Annotated in this window: 16 protein-coding genes and 5 tRNA genes; 6 read left to right on the top strand and 15 right to left on the bottom strand. The window is 62.2% G+C overall.

The window, feature by feature from the left end; translation table 11 throughout:
- Positions 1–462 precede the first annotated feature (462 nt).
- A complete protein-coding gene (locus C0Z19_RS24360) occupies positions 463–2,013 on the top strand; it encodes a DEAD/DEAH box helicase (RefSeq protein WP_102612401.1) in 1,551 nt (516 codons plus the stop codon).
- Positions 2,014–2,434: 421 nt separating this feature from the next.
- Positions 2,435–3,742 (top strand): isocitrate lyase, encoded by a 1,308-nt coding sequence (aceA, locus tag C0Z19_RS24355; protein WP_102612400.1) that lies wholly within the window; start codon positions 2,435–2,437, stop codon positions 3,740–3,742.
- 87 nt (positions 3,743–3,829) lie between these two features.
- Here aceA and C0Z19_RS24350 read toward each other — a convergent pair whose 3' ends face one another.
- Entirely contained in the window at positions 3,830–4,264 is a 435-nt protein-coding gene (locus tag C0Z19_RS24350) for a universal stress protein (protein WP_102612399.1), read from the bottom strand.
- A gap of 175 nt (positions 4,265–4,439) precedes the next feature.
- Entirely contained in the window at positions 4,440–5,342 is a 903-nt protein-coding gene (locus C0Z19_RS24345; RefSeq protein ID WP_102612398.1) for a LysR family transcriptional regulator, read from the bottom strand.
- 150 nt (positions 5,343–5,492) lie between these two features.
- On the opposite strand from C0Z19_RS24345, the gene C0Z19_RS24340 reads away from it, so the two are divergent.
- Both C0Z19_RS24340 and aceB read left to right on the top strand, forming a co-directional pair.
- Positions 5,493–6,239 carry a haloacid dehalogenase type II gene (locus tag C0Z19_RS24340; protein ID WP_102612397.1) on the top strand — a complete coding sequence of 249 codons (747 nt, stop codon included), beginning with the start codon at positions 5,493–5,495 and terminating at the stop codon, positions 6,237–6,239.
- Positions 6,240–6,324: 85 nt separating this feature from the next.
- On the top strand, positions 6,325–7,917 hold the full coding sequence (aceB, locus tag C0Z19_RS24335) for a malate synthase A (RefSeq protein WP_102612396.1): 1,593 nt from the start codon (positions 6,325–6,327) through the stop codon (positions 7,915–7,917).
- Positions 7,918–8,019: 102 nt separating this feature from the next.
- Here the strand turns inward: aceB and C0Z19_RS24330 are convergent, their stop codons facing one another.
- Positions 8,020–8,457 (bottom strand): gamma-glutamylcyclotransferase family protein, encoded by a 438-nt coding sequence (locus tag C0Z19_RS24330; protein WP_102612395.1) that lies wholly within the window; start codon positions 8,455–8,457, stop codon positions 8,020–8,022.
- A 219-nt stretch (positions 8,458–8,676) separates the two neighbouring features.
- On the opposite strand from C0Z19_RS24330, the gene C0Z19_RS24325 reads away from it, so the two are divergent.
- A complete protein-coding gene (locus C0Z19_RS24325; RefSeq protein WP_233196271.1) occupies positions 8,677–9,552 on the top strand; it encodes an AraC family transcriptional regulator in 876 nt (291 codons plus the stop codon).
- A 23-nt stretch (positions 9,553–9,575) separates the two neighbouring features.
- Here C0Z19_RS24325 and C0Z19_RS24320 read toward each other — a convergent pair whose 3' ends face one another.
- From C0Z19_RS24320 to gltX, 7 genes are all read right to left on the bottom strand, one after another.
- Positions 9,576–10,055 (bottom strand): GNAT family N-acetyltransferase, encoded by a 480-nt coding sequence (locus C0Z19_RS24320; protein ID WP_102612394.1) that lies wholly within the window; start codon positions 10,053–10,055, stop codon positions 9,576–9,578.
- Positions 10,056–10,235: 180 nt separating this feature from the next.
- Positions 10,236–10,312, bottom strand: a tRNA-Asp gene (locus C0Z19_RS24315).
- Between the two features lie 90 nt (positions 10,313–10,402).
- Positions 10,403–10,478, bottom strand: a tRNA-Glu gene (locus C0Z19_RS24310).
- Positions 10,479–10,541: 63 nt separating this feature from the next.
- Positions 10,542–10,618 (bottom strand) — tRNA-Asp (locus tag C0Z19_RS24305).
- 79 nt (positions 10,619–10,697) lie between these two features.
- Positions 10,698–10,773, bottom strand: a tRNA-Glu gene (locus C0Z19_RS24300).
- Between the two features lie 417 nt (positions 10,774–11,190).
- Positions 11,191–11,266: transfer RNA gene (locus C0Z19_RS24295), tRNA-Ala, on the bottom strand.
- Positions 11,267–11,391: 125 nt separating this feature from the next.
- Entirely contained in the window at positions 11,392–12,801 is a 1,410-nt protein-coding gene (gene gltX, locus C0Z19_RS24290) for a glutamate--tRNA ligase (protein ID WP_102612393.1), read from the bottom strand.
- A 97-nt stretch (positions 12,802–12,898) separates the two neighbouring features.
- Between gltX and C0Z19_RS24285 the strand changes: the two genes are divergently transcribed.
- Positions 12,899–13,987, top strand: a complete 1,089-nt coding sequence (locus C0Z19_RS24285; protein WP_425330311.1) for a patatin-like phospholipase family protein — start codon at positions 12,899–12,901, stop codon at positions 13,985–13,987.
- 258 nt (positions 13,988–14,245) lie between these two features.
- Here C0Z19_RS24285 and C0Z19_RS24280 read toward each other — a convergent pair whose 3' ends face one another.
- The 5 genes from C0Z19_RS24280 to C0Z19_RS24260 all read right to left on the bottom strand — a co-directional run bounded on the left by C0Z19_RS24280 (position 14,246) and on the right by C0Z19_RS24260 (position 20,808).
- Entirely contained in the window at positions 14,246–14,938 is a 693-nt protein-coding gene (locus C0Z19_RS24280) for a C40 family peptidase (RefSeq protein WP_102612391.1), read from the bottom strand.
- A 125-nt stretch (positions 14,939–15,063) separates the two neighbouring features.
- Positions 15,064–16,713, bottom strand: coding sequence for an ABC transporter ATP-binding protein (locus C0Z19_RS24275; protein WP_233196270.1), 1,650 nt, complete (start codon positions 16,711–16,713; stop codon positions 15,064–15,066).
- Entirely contained in the window at positions 16,710–17,741 is a 1,032-nt protein-coding gene (locus tag C0Z19_RS24270; protein WP_102612410.1) for an ABC transporter permease, read from the bottom strand. The genes C0Z19_RS24275 and C0Z19_RS24270 overlap by 4 nt, the downstream gene beginning before the upstream one ends.
- A gap of 83 nt (positions 17,742–17,824) precedes the next feature.
- On the bottom strand, positions 17,825–18,871 hold the full coding sequence (locus C0Z19_RS24265; RefSeq protein ID WP_102612408.1) for a microcin C ABC transporter permease YejB: 1,047 nt from the start codon (positions 18,869–18,871) through the stop codon (positions 17,825–17,827).
- Between the two features lie 50 nt (positions 18,872–18,921).
- On the bottom strand, positions 18,922–20,808 hold the full coding sequence (locus C0Z19_RS24260; RefSeq protein WP_102612390.1) for an extracellular solute-binding protein: 1,887 nt from the start codon (positions 20,806–20,808) through the stop codon (positions 18,922–18,924).
- Between the last annotated feature and the right edge of the window lie 107 nt (positions 20,809–20,915).

Below are 20,915 nucleotides of genomic sequence, written 5' to 3'. Positions count from 1 at the left end.
CCAGCCTTGTCGTATTCATGTCGATCACCATCCCGCAATGATCGACCCCTAAAAACTTCCCGCTCAGACTCCTTTGCCGTTGGAATCACGCCACCCCGCCCAGACTCCTTTGCCATTGGACAAGGCTCGTAGTGGCGCGCCGCAGCAAAAGCCTCTATAATGCCGGCTGCGCGTCACCTCCGGCACGAGCCGGCGCGTAACGTGTACCGTAGCGTTTTGCTCCAATCCAGTTTAGAACCTGTCCCCTTCCGCCTAGGCCCTAACAGGCCGTCTCATACCAGGCTGACGGCGATGCCATAGCGGCGTCCCCGTATCCGATACAGCTTCTAACGAAAAGCTCGCATCATTTCGCGAGCTGCCCCCGTTTTGCGATTTGCTCGCGTGCCCCTTGCATGCTGAATCCGAAGACTTGGGTAATGCCGATTGGCGCCGACGTATTTTTGCCGTCTTCTTAGGATTCTCATGACTTCGAGCCTCGAAACCAGCCCGTTGAACGTTGTTGCCGATCGCGCCCTCAGCCTTCCGCTTGACGCCCCCGTGACGGAAGCGCCTGCCGTCGAAGCGCCGTCCGGCCCCACGTTTGCCTCGTTGGGCCTGTCGCCCGAGATCGTCTCGGCGCTGACGGCTGCGGGCTATGCTGCGCCCACGCCCGTGCAGGAGCGTGCCATTCCGGCCGCCATCGCAGGCCGCGACCTGCTCGTCTCGAGCCCGACGGGCTCGGGCAAAACGGCGGCATTCATGCTGCCGGCCATCGAGCGTTTCGCGCAGGTGCAGAAGCAGCAGGCCGCCCAGCCGCGCGAGCCGCGTGAAGCCGGGGCCGAGCGCCGCCCGCGCCGCGGCCCGCCCGTGGCCCGCCCGGGCCTGCTTGTGCTGACGCCCACGCGCGAGCTCGCCATGCAGGTCACGACCGCCGCCTCGACATACGGCAAGCATCTGCGCCGCTTGCGCACGGTCAGCATTCTCGGCGGCGTGGCTTACGGCCAGCAATTGATGTTGCTCGCCAAGAACCCCGAAATCCTCGTCGCGACACCGGGTCGTCTGCTCGACCATCTGGAGCGCGGCCGGATCGATCTGTCGGAACTGCAAATCCTCGTGCTCGACGAAGCCGACCGCATGCTCGACATGGGCTTCATCGACGACATCGAAACGATCGTGGCTGCCACCCCGGCCACGCGCCAGACGATGCTCTTCTCGGCCACGCTGGACGGCAAGATCGGCTCGCTGACGAGCCGTCTGCTGCGCGACCCGGAACGCATCGAGATTGTCCAGCGCATGGAATCGCGCACGAACATCGCGCAGACGGTCCACTACGTCGACGACCGCGATCACAAAGATCGTCTGCTTGATCATCTGCTGCGCGATACGGGCCTCGATCAGGCCATCGTGTTTACAGCAACGAAGAGCGACGCCGACCAATTGGCTGGCCGTCTCGCGGATGCAGGGTTCTCCTCCGCCGCGCTGCATGGTGATCTGCCGCAAGGCGCACGCAACCGCACGATCCGTGCGCTGCGCGAGCGCCGTGTGCGCGTGCTCGTGGCAACCGACGTCGCCGCGCGCGGAATCGACATCCCGGGCATCACGCACGTGTTCAACTACGATCTGCCGAAGTTCGCCGAAGATTACGTGCACCGCATCGGCCGTACGGGTCGTGCTGGTCGCTCGGGCATCGCCGTGAGCCTCGTGCATCATGCGGAGCAAGGCGCGCTGAAGCGGATCGAGCGCTTCGTGCGCGCACCGCTGCCGGTCAACGTCATCGAAGGCTTCGAGCCGCGTAAGGCGCCGCCGGCGCGTAGCGGCAACGGCGCCGGCCGTGGTCGTCCGGGAGGCAACAGCGGTCGCCGATTCGGCTCGAACAGCTCGCCGCGCAGCAACGGCGACAAGCGCCCCGCTGGCAGCGGCAGCGGCTGGAGCGGTCGCAGCTCGAACGGCTCGCGTGAAGGCTATGGCGCTCGCGACGGCGGCTATCAAGGCCGTCGCACCGATGGCCAGCGCGGCGCGCGACGCACCGGCTGATATCAGGCGGTGAAAGACCGCCTCACACGCATGGCCGACGTCCCCAGTCGGTCAGAAAAGAACCGGTGCGAAACCTGATCGCACCGGTTTTTTTTCGCCCTTATGCCGACCACGCCCGCCTACGTCCTTCACCATAACCTAATCGGACCCAAATTTCACGATATGAAATGTTCTTTTGTGTCGTAAAAATCCGTGCTGCGTGGCACAAAGAAAGCCGTTGCGGCATGAAAAAACACATTTCATATTGTGCAACACATGCATTAACGCATTGATTTTGAACATTTAATTACAGTAAAGAAACGTTAGAAAGCGCCTGTTCCATCCGCTCTACTTTGCCTAGACTCTTATATAAGAGTTCGCGACCAACCGGCCGCAGCAAGCGAGATTCTCTTTCCTCTCTTCCAGGCAACAGGAGCCCACCATGTCACGCCAACAGCAAGCACAGCAACTTCAACAGCAATGGGAAGCCGATCCGCGGTGGAAAGGCATCAAGCGCGGCTACACGGCCGACGACGTCGTTCGTCTGCGCGGGTCGGTGCAGCCTGAGCACACGCTCGCCAAGCGCGGCGCAGAAAAGTTGTGGGCGTCGGTCAACACCGAGCCGTTCGTCAATGCATTGGGTGCGCTGACGGGCAACCAGGCGATGCAGCAGGTCAAGGCCGGCCTCAAGGCGATTTACCTCTCGGGCTGGCAGGTGGCGGGCGATGCCAACGTCGCGGGCGAAATGTACCCTGACCAATCGCTGTATCCGGCCAACTCCGTGCCGCTCGTCGTCAAGCGCATCAACAATACGCTGACGCGCGCCGACCAGATCCAATGGTCCGAGGGGAAGAATCCGGGCGATGAAGGCTATGTGGACTTTTTCGCCCCGATCGTGGCCGATGCCGAAGCCGGCTTCGGCGGCGTGCTCAATGCATTCGAACTGATGAAGGCGATGATCGAAGCGGGCGCATCGGGGGTTCACTTCGAAGATCAGCTTGCATCGGTGAAAAAGTGTGGCCACATGGGCGGCAAGGTGCTCGTGCCGACGCGCGAAAACATCGCGAAGTTGACCGCGGCGCGTCTGGCTGCCGACGTCTGCGGCGTGCCGACTGTGCTCATCGCACGCACGGATGCCGAAGCTGCCGATCTGATCACCTCGGACGTCGACGAGAACGATCGCCCGTTCCTGACCGGCGAGCGTACGGTCGAAGGCTTCTTCCGCACCAAGCCGGGCCTCGAGCAAGCCATCTCGCGCGGCCTCGCCTACGCGCCGTACGCGGACATGATCTGGTGCGAAACGGGCAAGCCCGATCTGGAATACGCGAAGAAGTTCGCCGAGGCCATTCATAAGCAATTCCCCGGCAAGCTGCTTTCGTACAACTGTTCGCCGTCCTTCAACTGGAAGAAGAACCTCGACGATGCGACGATCGCGAAGTTCCAGAAGGAACTGGGTGCGATGGGCTACAAATTCCAGTTCATCACGCTGGCCGGTTTCCATGCGCTCAACTACTCGATGTTCAACCTCGCGCATGGCTATGCACGCTCGCAGATGAGCGCGTTCGTCGAATTGCAGCAAGCCGAATTCGCGGCCGCCGAAAAGGGCTTCACGGCCGTGAAGCACCAGCGCGAAGTCGGCACCGGCTACTTCGACGCCGTCACGCAGACCGTCGAGCGTGAAGCCTCGACGACGGCGCTGCATGGCTCGACCGAAGACGAACAGTTCTTCGACGCGAAGAAGGTCGCGTAAGCAACAGAATCGCACAGGGAATCAGGGAGGAACGCAGGCCCCGCATGCGCGATGCATGCGGGGCCTGACGTTAAGTCGCAGAACAAATCAGCGGTAGACGATCACCGGAATCTTCGTATGCGTGAGCACGCGCTGCGTCTCGCTGCCGATCAGCAGGCTGCCGAGCCCTCTGCGCCCGTGCGATGCCATGAAGATGACGTCGCATCCGCCGCTTTCGGCCGCTTCGATGATGCCCAGGTACGGCGACGGATGCACGCTCGTTTGACTGTCGCAGGCCACGCCTGCAAGGCGCGCGGCGGCTTGCACCTCGTCGAGATGCTCGCGCGCTTCGCGCTCGCTGCGCTCCTGAAAATCGGCGGGCGGCTCGACCACGGCTTCCGAAAATGGCGAGTAGGGATACTGCGGCAGACAAGCGTAAGCCGTGATGCGCGCACCGACGGAACGAGCCAGATCGATCGCACCGTCGATCGCCTTTTGAGACAGCTCGGAGCCATCGGTCGGGACCAGGATGTGCTTGAACATGGCGCCTCCCTCGTCGTTTCATGTTCGCGATGCGTGCCGGCCGGCGGCATTGCGCAGTGCAGCGCAAGCGCGCACGAATCGATTGTAGTGCGGCGCGGGCCAATCATCGGCCGTGCTTGGGGTGAGTCCGCATATCGGAAACCCGTGAGCGAACGCCGGCGCCGCGGCCGGATCGTTATTGCCAGTAGCCGGGACGCTCGTACGTATGTTTAAGAAAATCGAGGAACAGCCGGACGCGCAAAGGCAGATGCCTGCGCTGCGGAAAGACCGCATGGATGCCGATGGGCGGGGCCGCGAACGCGTCGAGCACCGTCACAAGGCGCCCTGCCGCGATGTCTTCCCCGGCTTCCCACGACGATCGCCAAGCCAAGCCATGCCCGGCCAGGCACCATTCGTGCAGGACCGCACCGTCCGAGCATTCGAGCGTGCCCGAGACCTTGATCGAGACGATTTTGCCGTCTTGTTGAAAGGTCCAACCGCGTTGCTGGTTGACGCCGGCCGCGAGCGCGAGGCAGTTGTGCCGAGCGAGGTCGGCAAGCGTGAGTGGCGTGCCGCGGCGGGCCAGATAAGCCGGAGCCCCGACGCACACGCGGCGGTTCTCCGCAAGCCTCAACGACACCAACGACGAATCGGGCAACTCTCCGAAACGCACGGCGCAGTCGAAGCCTTCGTTGACGACATCGACCATGCGATCGGACAAATCGAGCGCCACCGACACTTCCGGATGCGCCGCTGCAAACGCCGGAATCAGCGGCGCAACATGTTTGCGGCCGAAGCCGGCCGGCGCCGACACGCGCACGTGACCGCTCGCCTTGACGCCGCCCGCCGATACGCTGGCCTCGGCATTCTGCAAATCGCCCACGATTCGCTGGCAGTCCTCCAGAAACGCCGAGCCTTCGAACGTCAACGAGAGCTTGCGCGTCGTCCGCACCAGCAACTTGACGCCGAGCCGCTCTTCCAGCGCGTCCAACCGACGGCCGATCACCGCTGGCGCCACACCTTCTGCAAGTGCCGCAGCGGACAGGCTGCCCTTTGCCGCCACCGCGACGAACGTTTCGATTTGCTTGAAGCGCGACACGACCCGATGACCTTAAAAAACGATCGACCGGGCGATTATGCAACAAAAAGTCAAAGATGAAGTGACGATTAGGCCATTTTTTAACTCATATAGTCACGAATAGAATGTACCCCGAATTCTAAAAGCATCGGCGAACCGGAGTTCCAGGCCATGTCGACCTCTACACGACGTTTTCCCAAGGCGGTGCTGTTCGACGCGTACGGCACGCTGTTCGATGTCCACTCCGTGGTGGCGGCAGCCGAGCAGCTGTTTCCGGGCCAAGGCGATGCGTTATCGCAGTTGTGGCGTCTGAAGCAGATCGAATACTCGCAACTGCGCACGCTGGCCGACCCGGGCGGTTCGCATTACAAGCCGTTCTGGGACGTCACGTTGGACGCGTTGCGTTACGCGGCACGCCGCTTGGGCTTGCCGTTGGACGCGGCTGGCGAAAAGCGGCTCATGGATCAATACGCGTGCCTGTCGGCCTTCCCCGATACCGCTCCGGCGCTGCGCGTACTGCGCGAGCGCGCTGCCCTCGCGGCCGACGGACGCGGCTTGCGGCTCGGCATCCTCTCGAACGGCAACCCCGCCATGCTCGACATTGCAGTGAAGAGCGCGGGCATCGCCGAGCTGTTCGATCACGTTCTGTCGGTCGATGCCGTGCGCGCCTACAAACCGGCGCCGGCTGCCTACGCGCTTGGCACGCGCGCGCTGAACGTCAGCGCACGCGAAATCGTCTTCGTCTCGTCGAACGGATGGGACGTGGCCGGCGCGGGCTGGTTCGGCTACACGACGTTTTGGCTCAATCGGGCGGGCGCCCCCTTCGAGGAACTCGAATCGAAGCCGCGCGCGATCGGCGGTGGCATGTCCGACCTCGTCGGGTTCGTCGAGAAGCTCGCGTTGACGGAAACGGATTGAAGCGCACGGCCTTGCACGCCACAGCCCGGGCGTGCAAGGCCGGTGCCTGTATTTTTGCCATCTGACCGACCAAAGGAGACATTCCATGGCGAACACGTTGTCGTTGCCGCAAGGCATGCAAATCACCGGCGCAATCGAGCCCGGCTTCGAGACGATCCTGACGCCCGCGGCACTCGCGCTCGTCGCCGATCTGCACCGCACTTTCGAAGCGCGGCGTCGTGAATTGCTGCAGGCTCGCGCGGAACGCACGCAGCGGCTCGACGCGGGCGAGCGGCCCGACTTTCTCGCGCAAACCAAGTCGGTGCGCGAAGGCGATTGGAAGATCGCGCCGCTGCCTAAAGATCTTGAATGCCGTCGCGTCGAGATCACGGGTCCGGTCGAGCGCAAGATGATCATCAACGCGCTCAACTCGGGCGCGGATTCGTACATGACCGACTTCGAAGATTCGAATACGCCGAACTGGCATAACCAGATCACGGGTCAATTGAATCTGAAGGACGCCGTGCGCCGCACGATCTCGCTCGAGCAAAACGGCAAGACGTACAAGCTCAACGAAAAGACGGCGACGCTCGTCGTGCGGCCGCGCGGCTGGCATCTTGACGAAAAGCACGTCACGGTGGACGGTCAGCGCGTCTCGGGCGGCATTTTCGATTTCGCGCTGTTCCTGTTCCACAACGCCAAGGAGTTGCTCGCGCGCGGCAGCGGCCCCTACTTCTACCTGCCGAAGATGGAGAGCCATCTTGAAGCACGCCTGTGGAACGACATCTTCATCGCCGCTCAGGAAGCCATCGGTCTGCCGCGCGGCACGATTCGCGCGACCGTATTGATCGAAACGATTCTCGCTGCGTTCGAGATGGACGAGATCCTGTACGAGCTGCGCGAACATAGCGCCGGGCTTAATGCAGGCCGCTGGGACTACATTTTCTCGGCGATCAAGAAGTTCAAGAACGACAAGGACTTCTGCCTCGCGGATCGCTCGCAGATCACGATGACGGTGCCGTTCATGCGCGCCTACGCGTTGCATCTGCTCAAGACATGCCATCGACGCAATGCGCCGGCGATCGGCGGCATGAGTGCATTGATTCCGATCAAGAGCGACGCCGCCGCGAACGACAAAGCGATGGGCGGCGTGCGCGCCGACAAGAAGCGCGACGCAACGGATGGCTACGACGGCGGTTGGGTCGCCCACCCCGGTCTCGTTCCGGTCGCGATGGAAGAGTTCGTCAGCGTGCTCGGCGACAAGCCTAATCAAATCGCCAAACAACGCGACGACGTTCAGGTGACGGCCACCGATCTGCTCGACTTCCGCCCCGAAACACCGATTACCGAAGCAGGCCTGCGCAACAACATCAACGTCGGCATTCACTACCTGGGTTCATGGCTGGCCGGCAACGGCTGCGTGCCGATTCACAACCTCATGGAAGATGCAGCGACAGCGGAAATCTCGCGCTCGCAGGTTTGGCAGTGGATTCGCTCGCCGAAGGGCAAACTGGAAGACGGCCGCAAAGTGACCGCCGATCTCGTGCGCGGTCTCATCGCGGAAGAACTGCCGAAGATCAAGGACTCAGTCGGGGGCGACACCGCATCGTACGAGCGCGCCGCGACGATCTTCGAGAAGATGTCGACCTCGGAAACGTTCACCGAATTCCTGACGTTGCCGTTGTACGAGGAGGTTTAAGCAAGCCAGGAAAACTGCGGCGGGCCTCATCGTTGGCCCGTCGCGGGCGCCGCGCAGCTGTCACTATGCGCGGCGCAGATCGCTAAGGAGACAGCACGCCGATCAGCTGCCGTATTTCAGTGAGGTCTCCACGACCAGATCGCGCGCGAGGCGATAACTGACCCAATCGCCAGCCTCGATACGCGGCCGTCCCAAAGCCGAGGCGTTGTCCACCGGATAGAAGAAACAACGCACCGGATGCCCCGCGACGGCAACGACCAGTTCGCGCGATTTGAACAGGCTGTCTGCCCCCGGAGCCACTCCTTCGATTTCGTCGAGCACGGGCACCAGCGCATCGTCGATCTCGTAGACGTCGCCTCGCACCGGACCCGCCAAGTCGTCGGGCACGAGTCCCGGATATTCGCCGAAATCGTACAAGCGCCCACTGGCAGCAGCGCGCCCGATGAGCTTCGGCGCTTTGACGCCATGGCGCGCTGCCGCAACCCCGATGTCGTTGATTTCGCCCGCTCGCAGCGTGCCGTAGATGAATACGTGTCGCATGTGCCCTCGTCCTTGTTGTATGGAATGGACGTCGCCGATCTTGATTCGATTCGTTGCATGGACTTCGCCGGCGAACGTTCAATGCCTGGTATGGTGGACTACCTCACGCCAGGAAAGCGCATTATGCATCTCGAATATCGCGGCCGCGAGGGCATACAATCACTAACATCCTCGCCTTTTTCAGGCATATTCCTTTCATTTCACCAACGGGCCTTCGCCGTGACCCCGACCGACCCGTCGCCCCCGACCGCCCGTGTGCGGCTACTCGACATTCCCCCGCACGTCGCCCCCACGCCGACGCATCCGATCCGTGTGCGCGCCCGCCCGATGCCGGCCGGCGAGCGGATCGCGCTGCATATGCACGCTTGGGCGCAACTGGCGTACGCGTCGCGCGGCGTCATGCGACTTGGCGCCGAAGGCTGCACGTGGATGGTCCCGCCGTCGCGCGCGGTCTTTGTACCGCCGCATGTGCCGCATGAAGTCGTCATCGTCGAAGATGCGTACCTGCGCACCCTCTATATCGACGAATCGGTCGTCCCGCCGGGACTCGACACCTGTCGCGTCGTCGAAATGTCAGGGCTGCTGCGCGAGATCATTGCCGCGCTCGATGCGGACGGACTCGACGCACGACGCGAACGGCTGCTCGGCGAACTTGCGCTGGACGAGATCACGCGGTCGGAACCGTTGCCGCTGTCCGTTCCTATGCCGAAGGAAAAGCGGTTGCGCGCGCTTTGCGAATCGCTGCTGGCCGACCCTGGCAACACAGACCCGCTCGAATACTGGGCGACAAGCGTAGGCGCCAGCACCCGCACGATCGCGCGGCTTTTTCGCCAGGAACTCGGCATGAGCTTTTCGCAGTGGCGCCAGCAAGCCGTGCTGGCGCGCGCCATTCCGCTGCTTACGCGCGGTCGCGCGCTGTCGCAGATCGCCCATGAACTCGGCTACCAGAGCCAAAGTGCATTTTCGGCCATGTTTCGGCGCGCATTCGGCCAAAGCCCGCGCGCCTTCATGATGCGCGACGCCGAGCAGACGCCTGAGCGCACGGACGATGTAGACGCCGACGACAGCATCATGGAACAGTTCCCGCAACCGTGACGTACCGGCATACACACCGCTAGTCAAACGCGCCGGGCCATGTGCCGAATCGGACCCAGCTGTGCGAAACGTGGTCCGGCAACGCGATAGCCCATGCGCAGATAAAGCCTCGCCGCCGGATTATCGACAAACACGCGCAGTTGGAGTTCGCGCAGACCTCGCTCGCGCGCCCAACGGTGCGAAGTTTGAAGCAGGAACGTTCCCGCTCCGCGGCCTCGGTGGCCCTCGGCAATCTGGACATCGCGAATGTGCAGCGAATCGTCCTCTTCGGTCAGCCGAAGCAGGCCGATCGGCTCGTTATCGACTTCGAGGATGAAGTTTTCGGATTCGCGCCAACTGGCGAGAAACAAATCGGCTCGCCAGGTCAATCGATGCCGTTCGTAGTAGTGGCCCATGTTGGTGCGTGTCAACGACTCCGCGAACGCGAAGTCGCTCAGGGACGCTCGGCGCAAGTGAAACGGCGATGGCGCGTACGTTGACGGTGCGTCGGTCGGATCGAACATCGTGGCTCAGATGTAGGAGATCATGACCACAGTAAGACAGCGCAGCGGGACTTGCAATGGCGGATTGTCCGATGGCCCACGCAAGCCTCGAGCCGCTCCGCTGCGTGCCGGCGTTGTTTGGCGTATTGGTTGCGCACAAGAAAAATCCCGCTTGAACCAATGTTCAAACGGGCTTTGATTTGGCGGAGTGGACGGGACTCGAACCCGCGACCCCCGGCGTGACAGGCCGGTATTCTAACCAACTGAACTACCACTCCAATCTTGCATCTTCGCTCGCGAGCGTTGGCTTGTCTCGCGAACCGCAGCACTTCGTTGCCCAGGGATGACCAACAAGCACCGCCGATGTTTGGCGTCCCCTAGGGGATTCGAACCCCTGTACTCACCGTGAAAGGGTGATGTCCTAGGCCTCTAGACGAAGGGGACAACAGTACTGCTTACACTTTTATTGAAAAAGCCCGTTCAAGAAACACCTGAACGGGCTTTGTCTGGCGGAGTGGACGGGACTCGAACCCGCGACCCCCGGCGTGACAGGCCGGTATTCTAACCGACTGAACTACCACTCCTTTACTGCTCATCATACCCGCGAGCGTCGGTCTCGTCTCGCAAGCTGCTGCGCTCCACACTGAAGCGCCGCCGATGTTTTGGCGTCCCCTAGGGGATTCGAACCCCTGTACTCACCGTGAAAGGGTGATGTCCTAGGCCTCTAGACGAAGGGGACAAAATCTTTTCACTTACTGCTTTTCGCTCTCAACTTTCGTCAACAGCGAAGAACGCTATTCTAACTCGCCTTTTAGGCTTTGTGAAGCTTTTTCTTTCAATCACTGCCTGTCGAAAGCACTTCACTACTGGCCCCGGGCCGGATCGCGCAATATAAAGCCACACGCAACACCTTGAACAGCAGAGCCTCGAATTATACGCATAGCTTGCGCCGCTCTGCAAGCGGTTTTGCATCGCGGCAGTCATGCCGGCACTCAGCCCATCGACGCCGCCGCCTTATCAAAAAGACAGGACAAATGGGCCACCCCGCGATCGAAACGTTGCCGCAATTATCGACGTAAGACGGCGACGCGAAACCGTGGCGGAAATAAAAAAAGCCCTGGAATCCAGAGCTTTTCTTGAGTCTGTCTGCGTTGTTTGGTGGAGGTAAGCGGGATCGAACCGCTGACCTCTTGCATGCCATGCAAGCGCTCTCCCAGCTGAGCTATACCCCCTTGCAGAACAGAAATGAGATTGTATAGACCCTTTCTTAGCTTGTAAATACCCTGGGCTGAACTTTCTTCATTTTTCTACGAAAAGGCGTGGCAGATAGCAAACGACGCGTTGGAGCAACCCGCGCTCAGCCGGCCAATCCCTTTTCAATACGGCCCACGACCGCCTCGCGCCCGAACAACACGAGCACCGCGTCAATCGACGGCGTGTGCGTCGTGCCGGCGACAAGCAATCGAACCGGCATCGCCAGTTGGGGCATCTTGAGCTTATGCGCCGCAAGGGTCGCCTTCAACGCGGCCGAAACGCCCTCTTTCGTCCACTCGCAACTTCCCAATGCGCCCGCGAGTTCCGCCAGCGCGGGACGCACGGCATCGGTCAGATGCTGTGCGAGGGCTTCGGGCTCCGGCGCCGGTACGCGATAGAAGATCGCCGCGTTCTCGGCGAGCTCCTTGATCGTCGTAGCACGGTCCTTCATCAGCGCAACGACGCCAGCCGCATCCGGGCCTTGCGCGATTGCGCCCTCGTCGATGCCGAGCGCCGCGAAGAACGGCTTGGCCAGCTCGGCAAGCCGCGCGTTGTCGGCCTCTTTCATGTAATGGTTGTTCAGCCAGTTGAGCTTGTTGTGATCGTACTGCGCAGGCGATTTGCCCAGGTGCTCGAGGTCGAACCACTCGACGAATTGTTCGCGCGAAAACACCTCGGCATCGCCGTGCGACCAGCCCAGGCGCGCCAGGTAATTGAGCACGGCTTCCGGCAGGTACCCGGCATCGCGATAGCCCATCACGCTCATCGCGCCGTGTCGTTTGCTCATCTTCTCGCCGGCCTCGTTGAGCACGGTGGGCAAGTGAGCGTAGACCGGCGTTTGTCCGCCCAACGCACGCAGAATGTTGATCTGGCGCGGCGTGTTGTTGACGTGATCGTCGCCACGAATCACGTGCGTGATGCGCATGTCGAGATCATCGACGACTACGCAGAAGTTGTAGGTCGGCGTGCCGTCGGGCCGGGCGATGACGAGATCGTCGAGTTCGTCGTTCGAGATTTCGACGCGTCCTTTGACGGCATCGTCCCACGCCACGACGCCGGTCAGCGGGTTCTTGAAACGGATCACCGGCTCGACGCCGGCCGGCGGCTGCGGCAAGGTCTTGCCCGGCTCGGGCCGCCACGTTCCGTCGTAGCGCGGCTTTTCGCCGGCGAGACGCTGGCGTTCGCGCAACGCCTCGAGCTCTTCCATCGACATATAGCAACGATACGCAAGCCCCTGATCGAGCATTTGCGCCACGACCTCGCGATAGCGATCCATGCGCTGCATTTGGTAGAAAGGCCCTTCGTCGAAGTCAAGACCCAGCCAGGCCATGCCTTCGAGAATCGCGTCGACCGATTCCGACGTCGAACGCTCCAGATCCGTATCCTCGATGCGCAGAATGAAGGTGCCTTTCATCTTGCGGGCGAACGCCCACGGGTACAGCGCGGAGCGGATGTTGCCAAGGTGAATGAAGCCGGTCGGGCTTGGGGCAAAACGAGTGCGGACGGTCGTCATAGGTGGCGTCGAAAGTTCGGCAGCGCGCGTCGGAAACCGATGCGCAACGAAGCCGAGCGAACAAAAAGTAAACGGCAATTATAACCGCCGCCTTCCCCTGCCTGCCCCGCACCGACCGTCCGCGCCCCGATCGAGCCGATTCGCTTTTGCCGTATCATGTGCCCGCGCCGCCTGGCGGCACAGATCACACCCTCATGCCGGCGCATCGTTGCGCGCCGGTTTGGGCGCGTTGTTGGAGATACCGTTGAAACCGTCTTCCCCCCGCCTCACCCGCCGAAGCTTCACCGTCGCGTGCGCATCGGCCCTGCTCGCCGCGTGCGCCTCGCCCGCGACCAGGCAAACCGATTCGAACACCGAAGCGCGACCGCCCGCCGCGCCGCCCAAACCGCTGCGCATCGGCCTCGCGCTCGGCGGCGGCGCCGCACGCGGCTTCGCTCACATCGGCGTGATCAAGGCGCTCGAAGCGCGCGGATTGCAGGTCGATCTCGTGTGCGGCACAAGCGCCGGCTCGGTCGTCGGCGCACTCTATGCCTCGGGCATGAGCGGGCTGCAAATCAACAAGCTCGCGCTGACGATGGATCAGGCGTCGATCAGCGATTGGGCCATGCCGTTTCGTACGCGCGGTTTCCTGCAAGGCGTCGCGCTGCAGAATTACGTGAATTCGACGCTGCATGGCCGGCCGATCGAAAAGATGACGCGACCGCTCGGTATCGTCGCAACCGACCTGCGCAGCGGCCAGCCGATACTGTTTCAGCGCGGCGACACGGGCATCGCCGTGCGTGCATCGTGCAGCGTTCCGTCGATCTTCGAACCCGTGAAGATCGCGGGGCGCGAGTATGTCGACGGCGGGCTCGTGAGTCCCGTGCCGGCGTCGTTCGCACGCAGAATGGGCGCCGATTTCGTCATCGCTGTCGACATCTCGGCCGATCCCGAAACCGCATTGACGCAAAACTCGTTCGATGTGCTGCTCCAGACCTTCACGATCATGGGTCAGACGATCAAGACATACGAGCTGGAGAAGTACGCCGATTTCGTCATCCGGCCGAACCTCGCGGCGATGAGCGGGGCCGACTTCGGTCAGCGCAACGCCGCGATTCTCGCAGGCGAAGAGGCGGTGGCGCGGCTTTATGCGGACTTGCAGCACAAACTCGTCGAGCACCGGTCAGGTGTGGCCGCCGCGGCCTGATGTGGCGGGCTCGCGGCGGCATCGGGGGTCGCCGAGCGGCGGCCGGACGGCCACCGGACCATGAGCGATGCTTGAAGTGCCGCGATGCTTGTCAATGCGCTGCTTGTGGGGGCGGCCTTGCGGCCAACGCATGCAGGCATGCAGGCTGCCCCGCCCGACGGCACACGCAAAAAAGCCCGCGTGAGCGGGCTTTTTGCTTGTCTCTTTAGCGAAGCCGGCGCTGAAGCCGGAATCAGTCAACCTGGACCGGTGGAACCGTCAGTTGCCCGTTACGCCGTCGCCAAAAGTGGCGCTGACACGCTGACGCAGATCGTCGTCCTTCGTCTGGAACTGCGTTTCGATCCGACGCGCGCCCGTGAACCGCTTTTCCCAGTAGCCGTCGTCGAGGTCGTCGACACGAATGGTGCTACCCGTGGAAGGCGAATGCACAAACTTGTTGCCGCCGATGTAGATACCGACATGCGAGAACGTCCGGCGCATCGTGTTGAAGAACACCAGATCACCCGGTTTCAAATCGGCCATCCTCACCTTTTCGCCAACCCGGCTCATTTCCTCGGCGCGACGCGGCAGCGCCATCCCAAGCGTATCCTGGAACACATAGCGCACGAAGCCGCTGCAATCGAGCCCCGAATCGGGCGAGTTGCCGCCCCAGCGGTACCGCACGCCGATCATGTTCAGCGCACCCACCACGACATCGCCGGCTTTGCCCGCGACACCGGACAGGAACGCCTTGGCGCGCCCACTCGTGGTGCTCGGGTTAAACGATTGCGAGGAAGCGGCAAGTGGAGAAGACGACGCATCGGACTCGTGCTGAGCCGAAGCGGTTGAAGCGATCTGCTGCGAATTGTTGGTTTCTTCTGCGAACGCGCCGGCTGTTGCCGTCATCAACACGCCAATGAACATCCCGGCGACGACGCGCGTACAAGCCTGGGCAAAATATCGGTGCTGCATTGGTCGGTAGGTTTTGCTTAAGAATCAGGGATCTGCGAAAAGTTTGGACGATACTAGCCACGAAGTTACCGAATGTCAAAACAAATTAAAAAAAACAATCGGGGTACCGTCGTAATTGTCAGAAATCACCCTTGAAGGCTCGCGTCCAGGAGTTTTTGCGTATACGGATGCCGTGGATTCGAGAAGATTCTTTCCACGTCCCCGGTCTCGACAATGACCCCGTTCTGCATGACTGCCACCCGATGGGCCATCGCCCCGATGACGGCCAAGTCATGACTGATGAAAACGAACCCGAGGTTGTATTTGCCCTGGAGCGCAGTCAGCAGGGTCAGAACCTGCTGCTGAATCGACACGTCGAGTGCGCTCGTCGGCTCGTCGAGCACGAGCATTCGGGGTTCCAATACGAGCGCTCGGGCGATCGCAATCCGTTGTCGCTGTCCGCCTGAAAATTCATGCGGGTATCGCGCGAGGACGGTGCGATCCAACCCCACTTCCCGCAGAACTGCGATGACCTTCTCCCGGCGCGCTGCGGCGCCAAGCTGCGGACGATGCAACGCGAGCCCCTCGCCGACGATTCGTTCGATCGTCTGCCGCGGCGACAACGAGCTGAAGGGATCCTGAAAGACAACCTGCATATTCGAGCGCAGCACCGTCTGCTCGCGCCCTCGATAGCTCGATAGCGCGCGTCCCTGGAATTCGATCGAGCCCTGTGCCGTTTTCTGCAACCCGAGCAGCGCCATCGCGAGCGTCGATTTGCCCGAGCCCGATTCGCCGACGATGCCGAGCGTCTCCCCTTGCCTGACGTTCAGCGTGGCGTTGGACACGGCGTCGAAGCGGCCCGCTCGGAACCAGCCGCGCAAACCGCCCGTCTTGGTCGCAAATGAAACCGACACGTCGCGGGCGTCGAGTAGCACCGGGGCAATGGGCAGCACCGGCGTCACGTGGCGCTGCGGGCGACTTGCGATCAGTCGCTGCGTGTAAGGATGCTGAGGCGCTGCGAAGACGCGTTCGACGGGGCCGCTTTCCACCAACACGCCCCGCTCCATCACCGCAACGCGCTGCGCGAAGCGCCGCACGAGGTTCAGGTCGTGCGTGATCAACAGCACGGCCATGCCGCGCTTTTGCGCCTCGTCGCGCTGGATTTCGAGCAGCAGATCGACGATTTGGGCACGAATCGTCACATCGAGCGCCGTGGTCGGCTCGTCGGCCAGCAGCAGGCGTGGCCGGCAAGCAAGCGCCATCGCGATCATGGCGCGCTGCCGCTGCCCGCCCGAGAGCTGATGCGGATAACTGAGCACGCGCCGATGCGGCTCGGTGACGCCCGTGCGCGCCAACAGCTCGATCGCGCGCAGGCGGCCCTGCTGAGGCGATACGCCCTCGTGCGCGACGATCGTCTCGGCGATCTGCTCGCCGACGGTATAGAGCGGATTGAGCGCCGTCATCGGCTCCTGAAAGATCATGGCGATCTCCGAGCCGCGCAGCCCCTGCATCGCCCGCTCGCTTTTGCCGAGCAGATCTTCGCCGCCGAACCGGACCGCCCCGCTCACCTGCGCGTCGCGCAGCAGCCGCAGGATAGCGAGTGCCGTCACGGTCTTGCCCGAGCCCGATTCGCCGACCAGCGCCACGCGCTCGCCCTGCCCGATCGCGAAGGTCAGATCGTCGACAGCAACGGTTTCGCCGAAAGCGACGTGCAGATGTTCGAGTGCAAGCAACGGCTCGGATTGCATCGCTGCCGCGCCGGGCGGCACGCCGGAAGTGGTCGACGTTGCGCTCATTGATTGCCTCCCGCGCGCATGGCGTCGGCAATCCGGGTATCGAGCGCATTGCGTAGCGCATCGCCCATGAACGTCAGCAACAACAGCGTCACGACGAGCACCCCGAACGTCGATAACGAGATCCACCATGCGTCGAGATTGGCTTTACCCTGGGCCAGCAATTCGCCGAGACTCGGCGTCGGCGCAGGCACGCCCAGGCCGAGAAAGTCGAGGCTCGTGAGCGCCAGAATGGAGCCGCTCATGCGAAACGGCAGGAACGTGATGACGGGCGTCAAGCTGTTCGGCAGCACATGACGCCAAATGATCTGCCAGTTCGACAGCCCCATCGCACGCGCCGCGCGCACATAGTCTTGCGTGCGATTGCGCAAACATTCGGCCCGCACGTAGTCGGACAAACCGATCCAACCGAACAGCGACAGCAAGACGAGCAGCAACAGCAAGCTGGGCTCGAAAATCGAAGCGAAGATGATGAGCAGGTACAGCTCGGGCAGCGCACTCCAGATCTCGATCAGGCGCTGGCCGACGATATCGATCCTCCCGCCGAAGTAGCCTTGCACGGCGCCGGCCACGATGCCGAGGATGCTGCCGATCAGCGTCAACACCAACGCGAATTCGACCGACACGCGAAAGCCGTACAGGAGCCGCGCAAACACATCGCGCCCCTGCGAGTCGGTGCCGAGCCAGTTCTCGCGCGAAGGCGGTGCCGGATTGGGTTCACGCGAAAAGTAGTTGAGCGTGTCGTAGTAATAGTGATTCGGCGGATAGAGCGCGAAATTGCCCGGCGCGGCAAAGCGACGGCGCACGTAGGGGTCCAGATAATCGGTCGGTGTGGGAAAGTCGCCGCCGAAGGTCGTCTCGGGATAGGTCTTCACGATCGGGAAATAGGTCTTCCCGTCATAGCGCACGACGAGCGGTTTGTCGTTCGACCATAACGGCCCCGCAAGGCTCGCGCCAAAGGCCACGAGAAACAGCACGAGACTCCAGTAGCCGAGGCGCTGCTGTTTGAAGCGTCGCCAGACGCGCCGCATCGGCGACGGAGAAGCCAGCACGCTCGGCAGTTCGCTACGCGGTTGCGCGTCGGCGCCGGTACGAGGGCGAACATGACTCACCGTTAGCGCTCCAGTTGTTCGAATTGAATGCGTGGATCGACCCAAACGTAGCAAAGGTCCGACAGCAGTTTGGTTGCAAGCCCGATCAACGTGAAGATGTAAAGCGTGCCGAGCACGACAGGATAATCGCGACGGACGACCGATTCGTACGAAAGCAGCCCGAGACCGTCGAGGGAGAACAGCGTTTCGATCAACAGGCTACCCGTAAAAAAAGCGCCGATGAACGCAGCGGGAAAGCCGACCACGAGCGGCAGCATCGCATTGCGGAACACATGCTTCCAAAGCACGCGCTTTTCGCTCAAACCCTTTGCCCGCGCGGTCAACACGTATTGTTTCTTGATCTCGTCCAAAAATGCGTTCTTCGTCAGCATCGTCACGACGGCGAAGCTGCCGACGACGGACGCCGTGACGGGCAACGCGATGTGCCACAGGTAATCGGCGATCTTGCCTCCCAAGCTCAATTGCGCGAAGTTGTCCGACACGAGGCCGCGTAACGGGAAGATCTGCAGGAACGAGCCGCCGCCGAACAGAACGAGCAACAAGACGCCAAGCACGAAACCGGGAATCGCATACCCGACGAGGACGACGAGACTCGTCGCGACGTCGAACGGCGAGCCGTTGCGGACGGCCTTCGCGATCCCGAGCGGCACGGAAATCAGGTAGGTGAGGAAGAACGTCCAGAGCCCGATGCTGATCGATACGGGCAACTTCGAGACGACGAGCGACCACACGCTCTGATGATGAAAGTAGCTTTGCCCGAGGTCGAAGCGGGCGAAACGCGTGAGCATGAGCCAGTAACGCTGCAGCGGCGGCTTGTCGAAGCCATACAGCGCTTTCAGTTGAGCGAGTTGCTGCGCGTCGACGCCCGAGTGCGCGCGCAAGCCGAACGACGGCGCCTGCCCCTCCTGGGCCGCCCCTTTGCGCAGTTCGTAGACGGCTTGCTCCACCGGCCCGCCGGGGACGAACTGAATGACGGCGAACGTGACCGTCAATACGCCGATGAGCGTCGGGATCATCAGCAGCAATCGTTTGAGAACGTAGCTCCACATATTCGTGTGTCCGTAATTGAGCGAAGCGCGGGCGATGAGCGCCGCGCGCCCTACTTCGCCGAAACCGGCGCGAACCACCAGGTCGAGACGATCCAATCGCTCGCGGAATAGTACAGCGGCAGCGTCGACGGATACCGCAACGCGCGTCGATAGGCGATCCGATGCGTGGTGCTGTACCACTGCGGCACGACGTAGTACCCGTGCATCAGCACCCGATCGAGCGCCCGCGCCGCATCGACGAGTTGCGCGCGCGTCTGCGCATGCACGAGCCTGCGCAAAATCGCGTCGACGGCCGGCGACTTCAATCCCATCAAATTGTCCGATCCCTCTTCGTCTGCGGACTTGCTGCCGAAGCGCGAGACCTCTTCGGTGCCGGGCACCTGAACATCCGGGTAGCGCAGCGACGTCATGTCGAAATCGAACGTGTCGAATCGTTTTTGAATCAGCGCGAAATCCACCGTGCGAAAACGCGCTTCGATCCCGAGCTTCTTCAGGTTCCGGATGTAGACGCTGGCTACGGGCGCCATCGCCGCACCGGAATCGTCGAGAATCTCGAATGTGAAAGGTTGTCCAGCCGCGTTGCGCAGCGCGCCGTCACGATAATGCCAACCGGCTTCGCCCAATAGCGCGCGGGCTTTGAGGAGATTGGCACGCAGCGAGCCCGGCGGATCGGTGTCAGGCTGCACCGTCATCGGCCCGAACACGGCCGGGTCCAACTGAGCGCGCAACGGCTCCAGGATGGCCAGCTCGCCAGCGCTCGGCGTGCCGCGCGCTTGTTGCTCGCTGTCGGCGAAATAGCTGTCGAGCCGCGTGTAGCCGCCGAAGAACAACTGTCGGTTCAGCCATTCGAAGTCGAACGCGAGGTCGAGCGCCTGGCGCACACGCACGTCTTGAAACAGCGGACGCCGCAGGTTCATGACGAAGCCTTGCATGCCGGCGCCGTTGTGTTGACGGAACTCCCGCTTGATCAGTTCGCCGTTGTCGAACTGCTTGCCGACATCGCGCCGCGCCCAATTGCGCGCGATGTACTCGACGAGGGCATCGTATTCGCCGGCTTTGAACGCTTCGAGCCTGGCGGTGTTGTCCGCATAAAGCTTGTACGTGATGTGGTCGAAGTTGTTGGTGCCCACGCGAACGGGCAACGCGGCGCCCCAATACGACGTATCGCGCCGATAGGTAATCGTGTGGCCGCCGTCGTAATGATCGATGACGTACGGCCCGCTGCCAATCGGCTGTTCGAACGCAAGTTGATCGAACGGCACCTGCGTGCCATCGGGCTTTCTCCCCCACTTGCGCGAGAAGACCGGGATGCCGCCCGCGATCAGCGGCAACTCGCGGTTCGGCTGGCGAAACTCGAAACGGATCGTGGCGGCGTCGACCACGACCGCACGCGTGATGTCGCTGTAAAACACCGCGAACTGAGGCGCGGCTTTGGGGCTCTTGAGCGTGTCGAACGAATATTTGACGTCCTCGGCCGTGACCGGATCGCCGTTCGAAAAATGCGCTTGCGGATTCAGATGAAATGTCACCGAGAGCCGATCGGGTGCGATGCGAATGTCGTCAGCCAATAAGCCATAAGCCGAAGCGACTTCGTCGGAGCTGCCCGTGGTGAGGCTTTCGAACAGCATCCCGATGCCAGGCGCCGGATTGCCCCGCATCGTGAACGGATTGAACTTGTCGAAGCTCGTGAGCCGGTTCGGATTCGCCAGCACGAGCGTGCCGCCTTTGGGCGCCTGCGGATTGACGTAGTCGAAATGCTTGAAGCCGGCCGGGTACTTGGGCTCGCCGAATTGGGCAATGGCATAGATGGCCATGGCTGGGCGCGCCATGCCGAATGTCCAAGCAAGACAGCATGCGAACAGCAGACGCCAAGCGAGGCGCGCGCGGGTGTTTCGTGGCGCAAGCGGGCGCCGGCCTGGAGTCGTCGTCACCGTCATCGGATGATCATAAGTGCCAATGTGAGAGAATTCTACCCAAACCGATACCCGCCACCGCTGTGCGGCGCTTGCGCGCACGGCGCCCGGCACTGACAACGCTAGGAGAA

The organism is Trinickia soli, from assembly GCF_002879855.1.
GTDB lineage: Bacteria > Pseudomonadota > Gammaproteobacteria > Burkholderiales > Burkholderiaceae > Trinickia > Trinickia soli.
The sequence above is the reverse complement of the archived record's forward strand: the minus strand, read 5'-3'. Positions and strand labels throughout refer to the sequence as shown.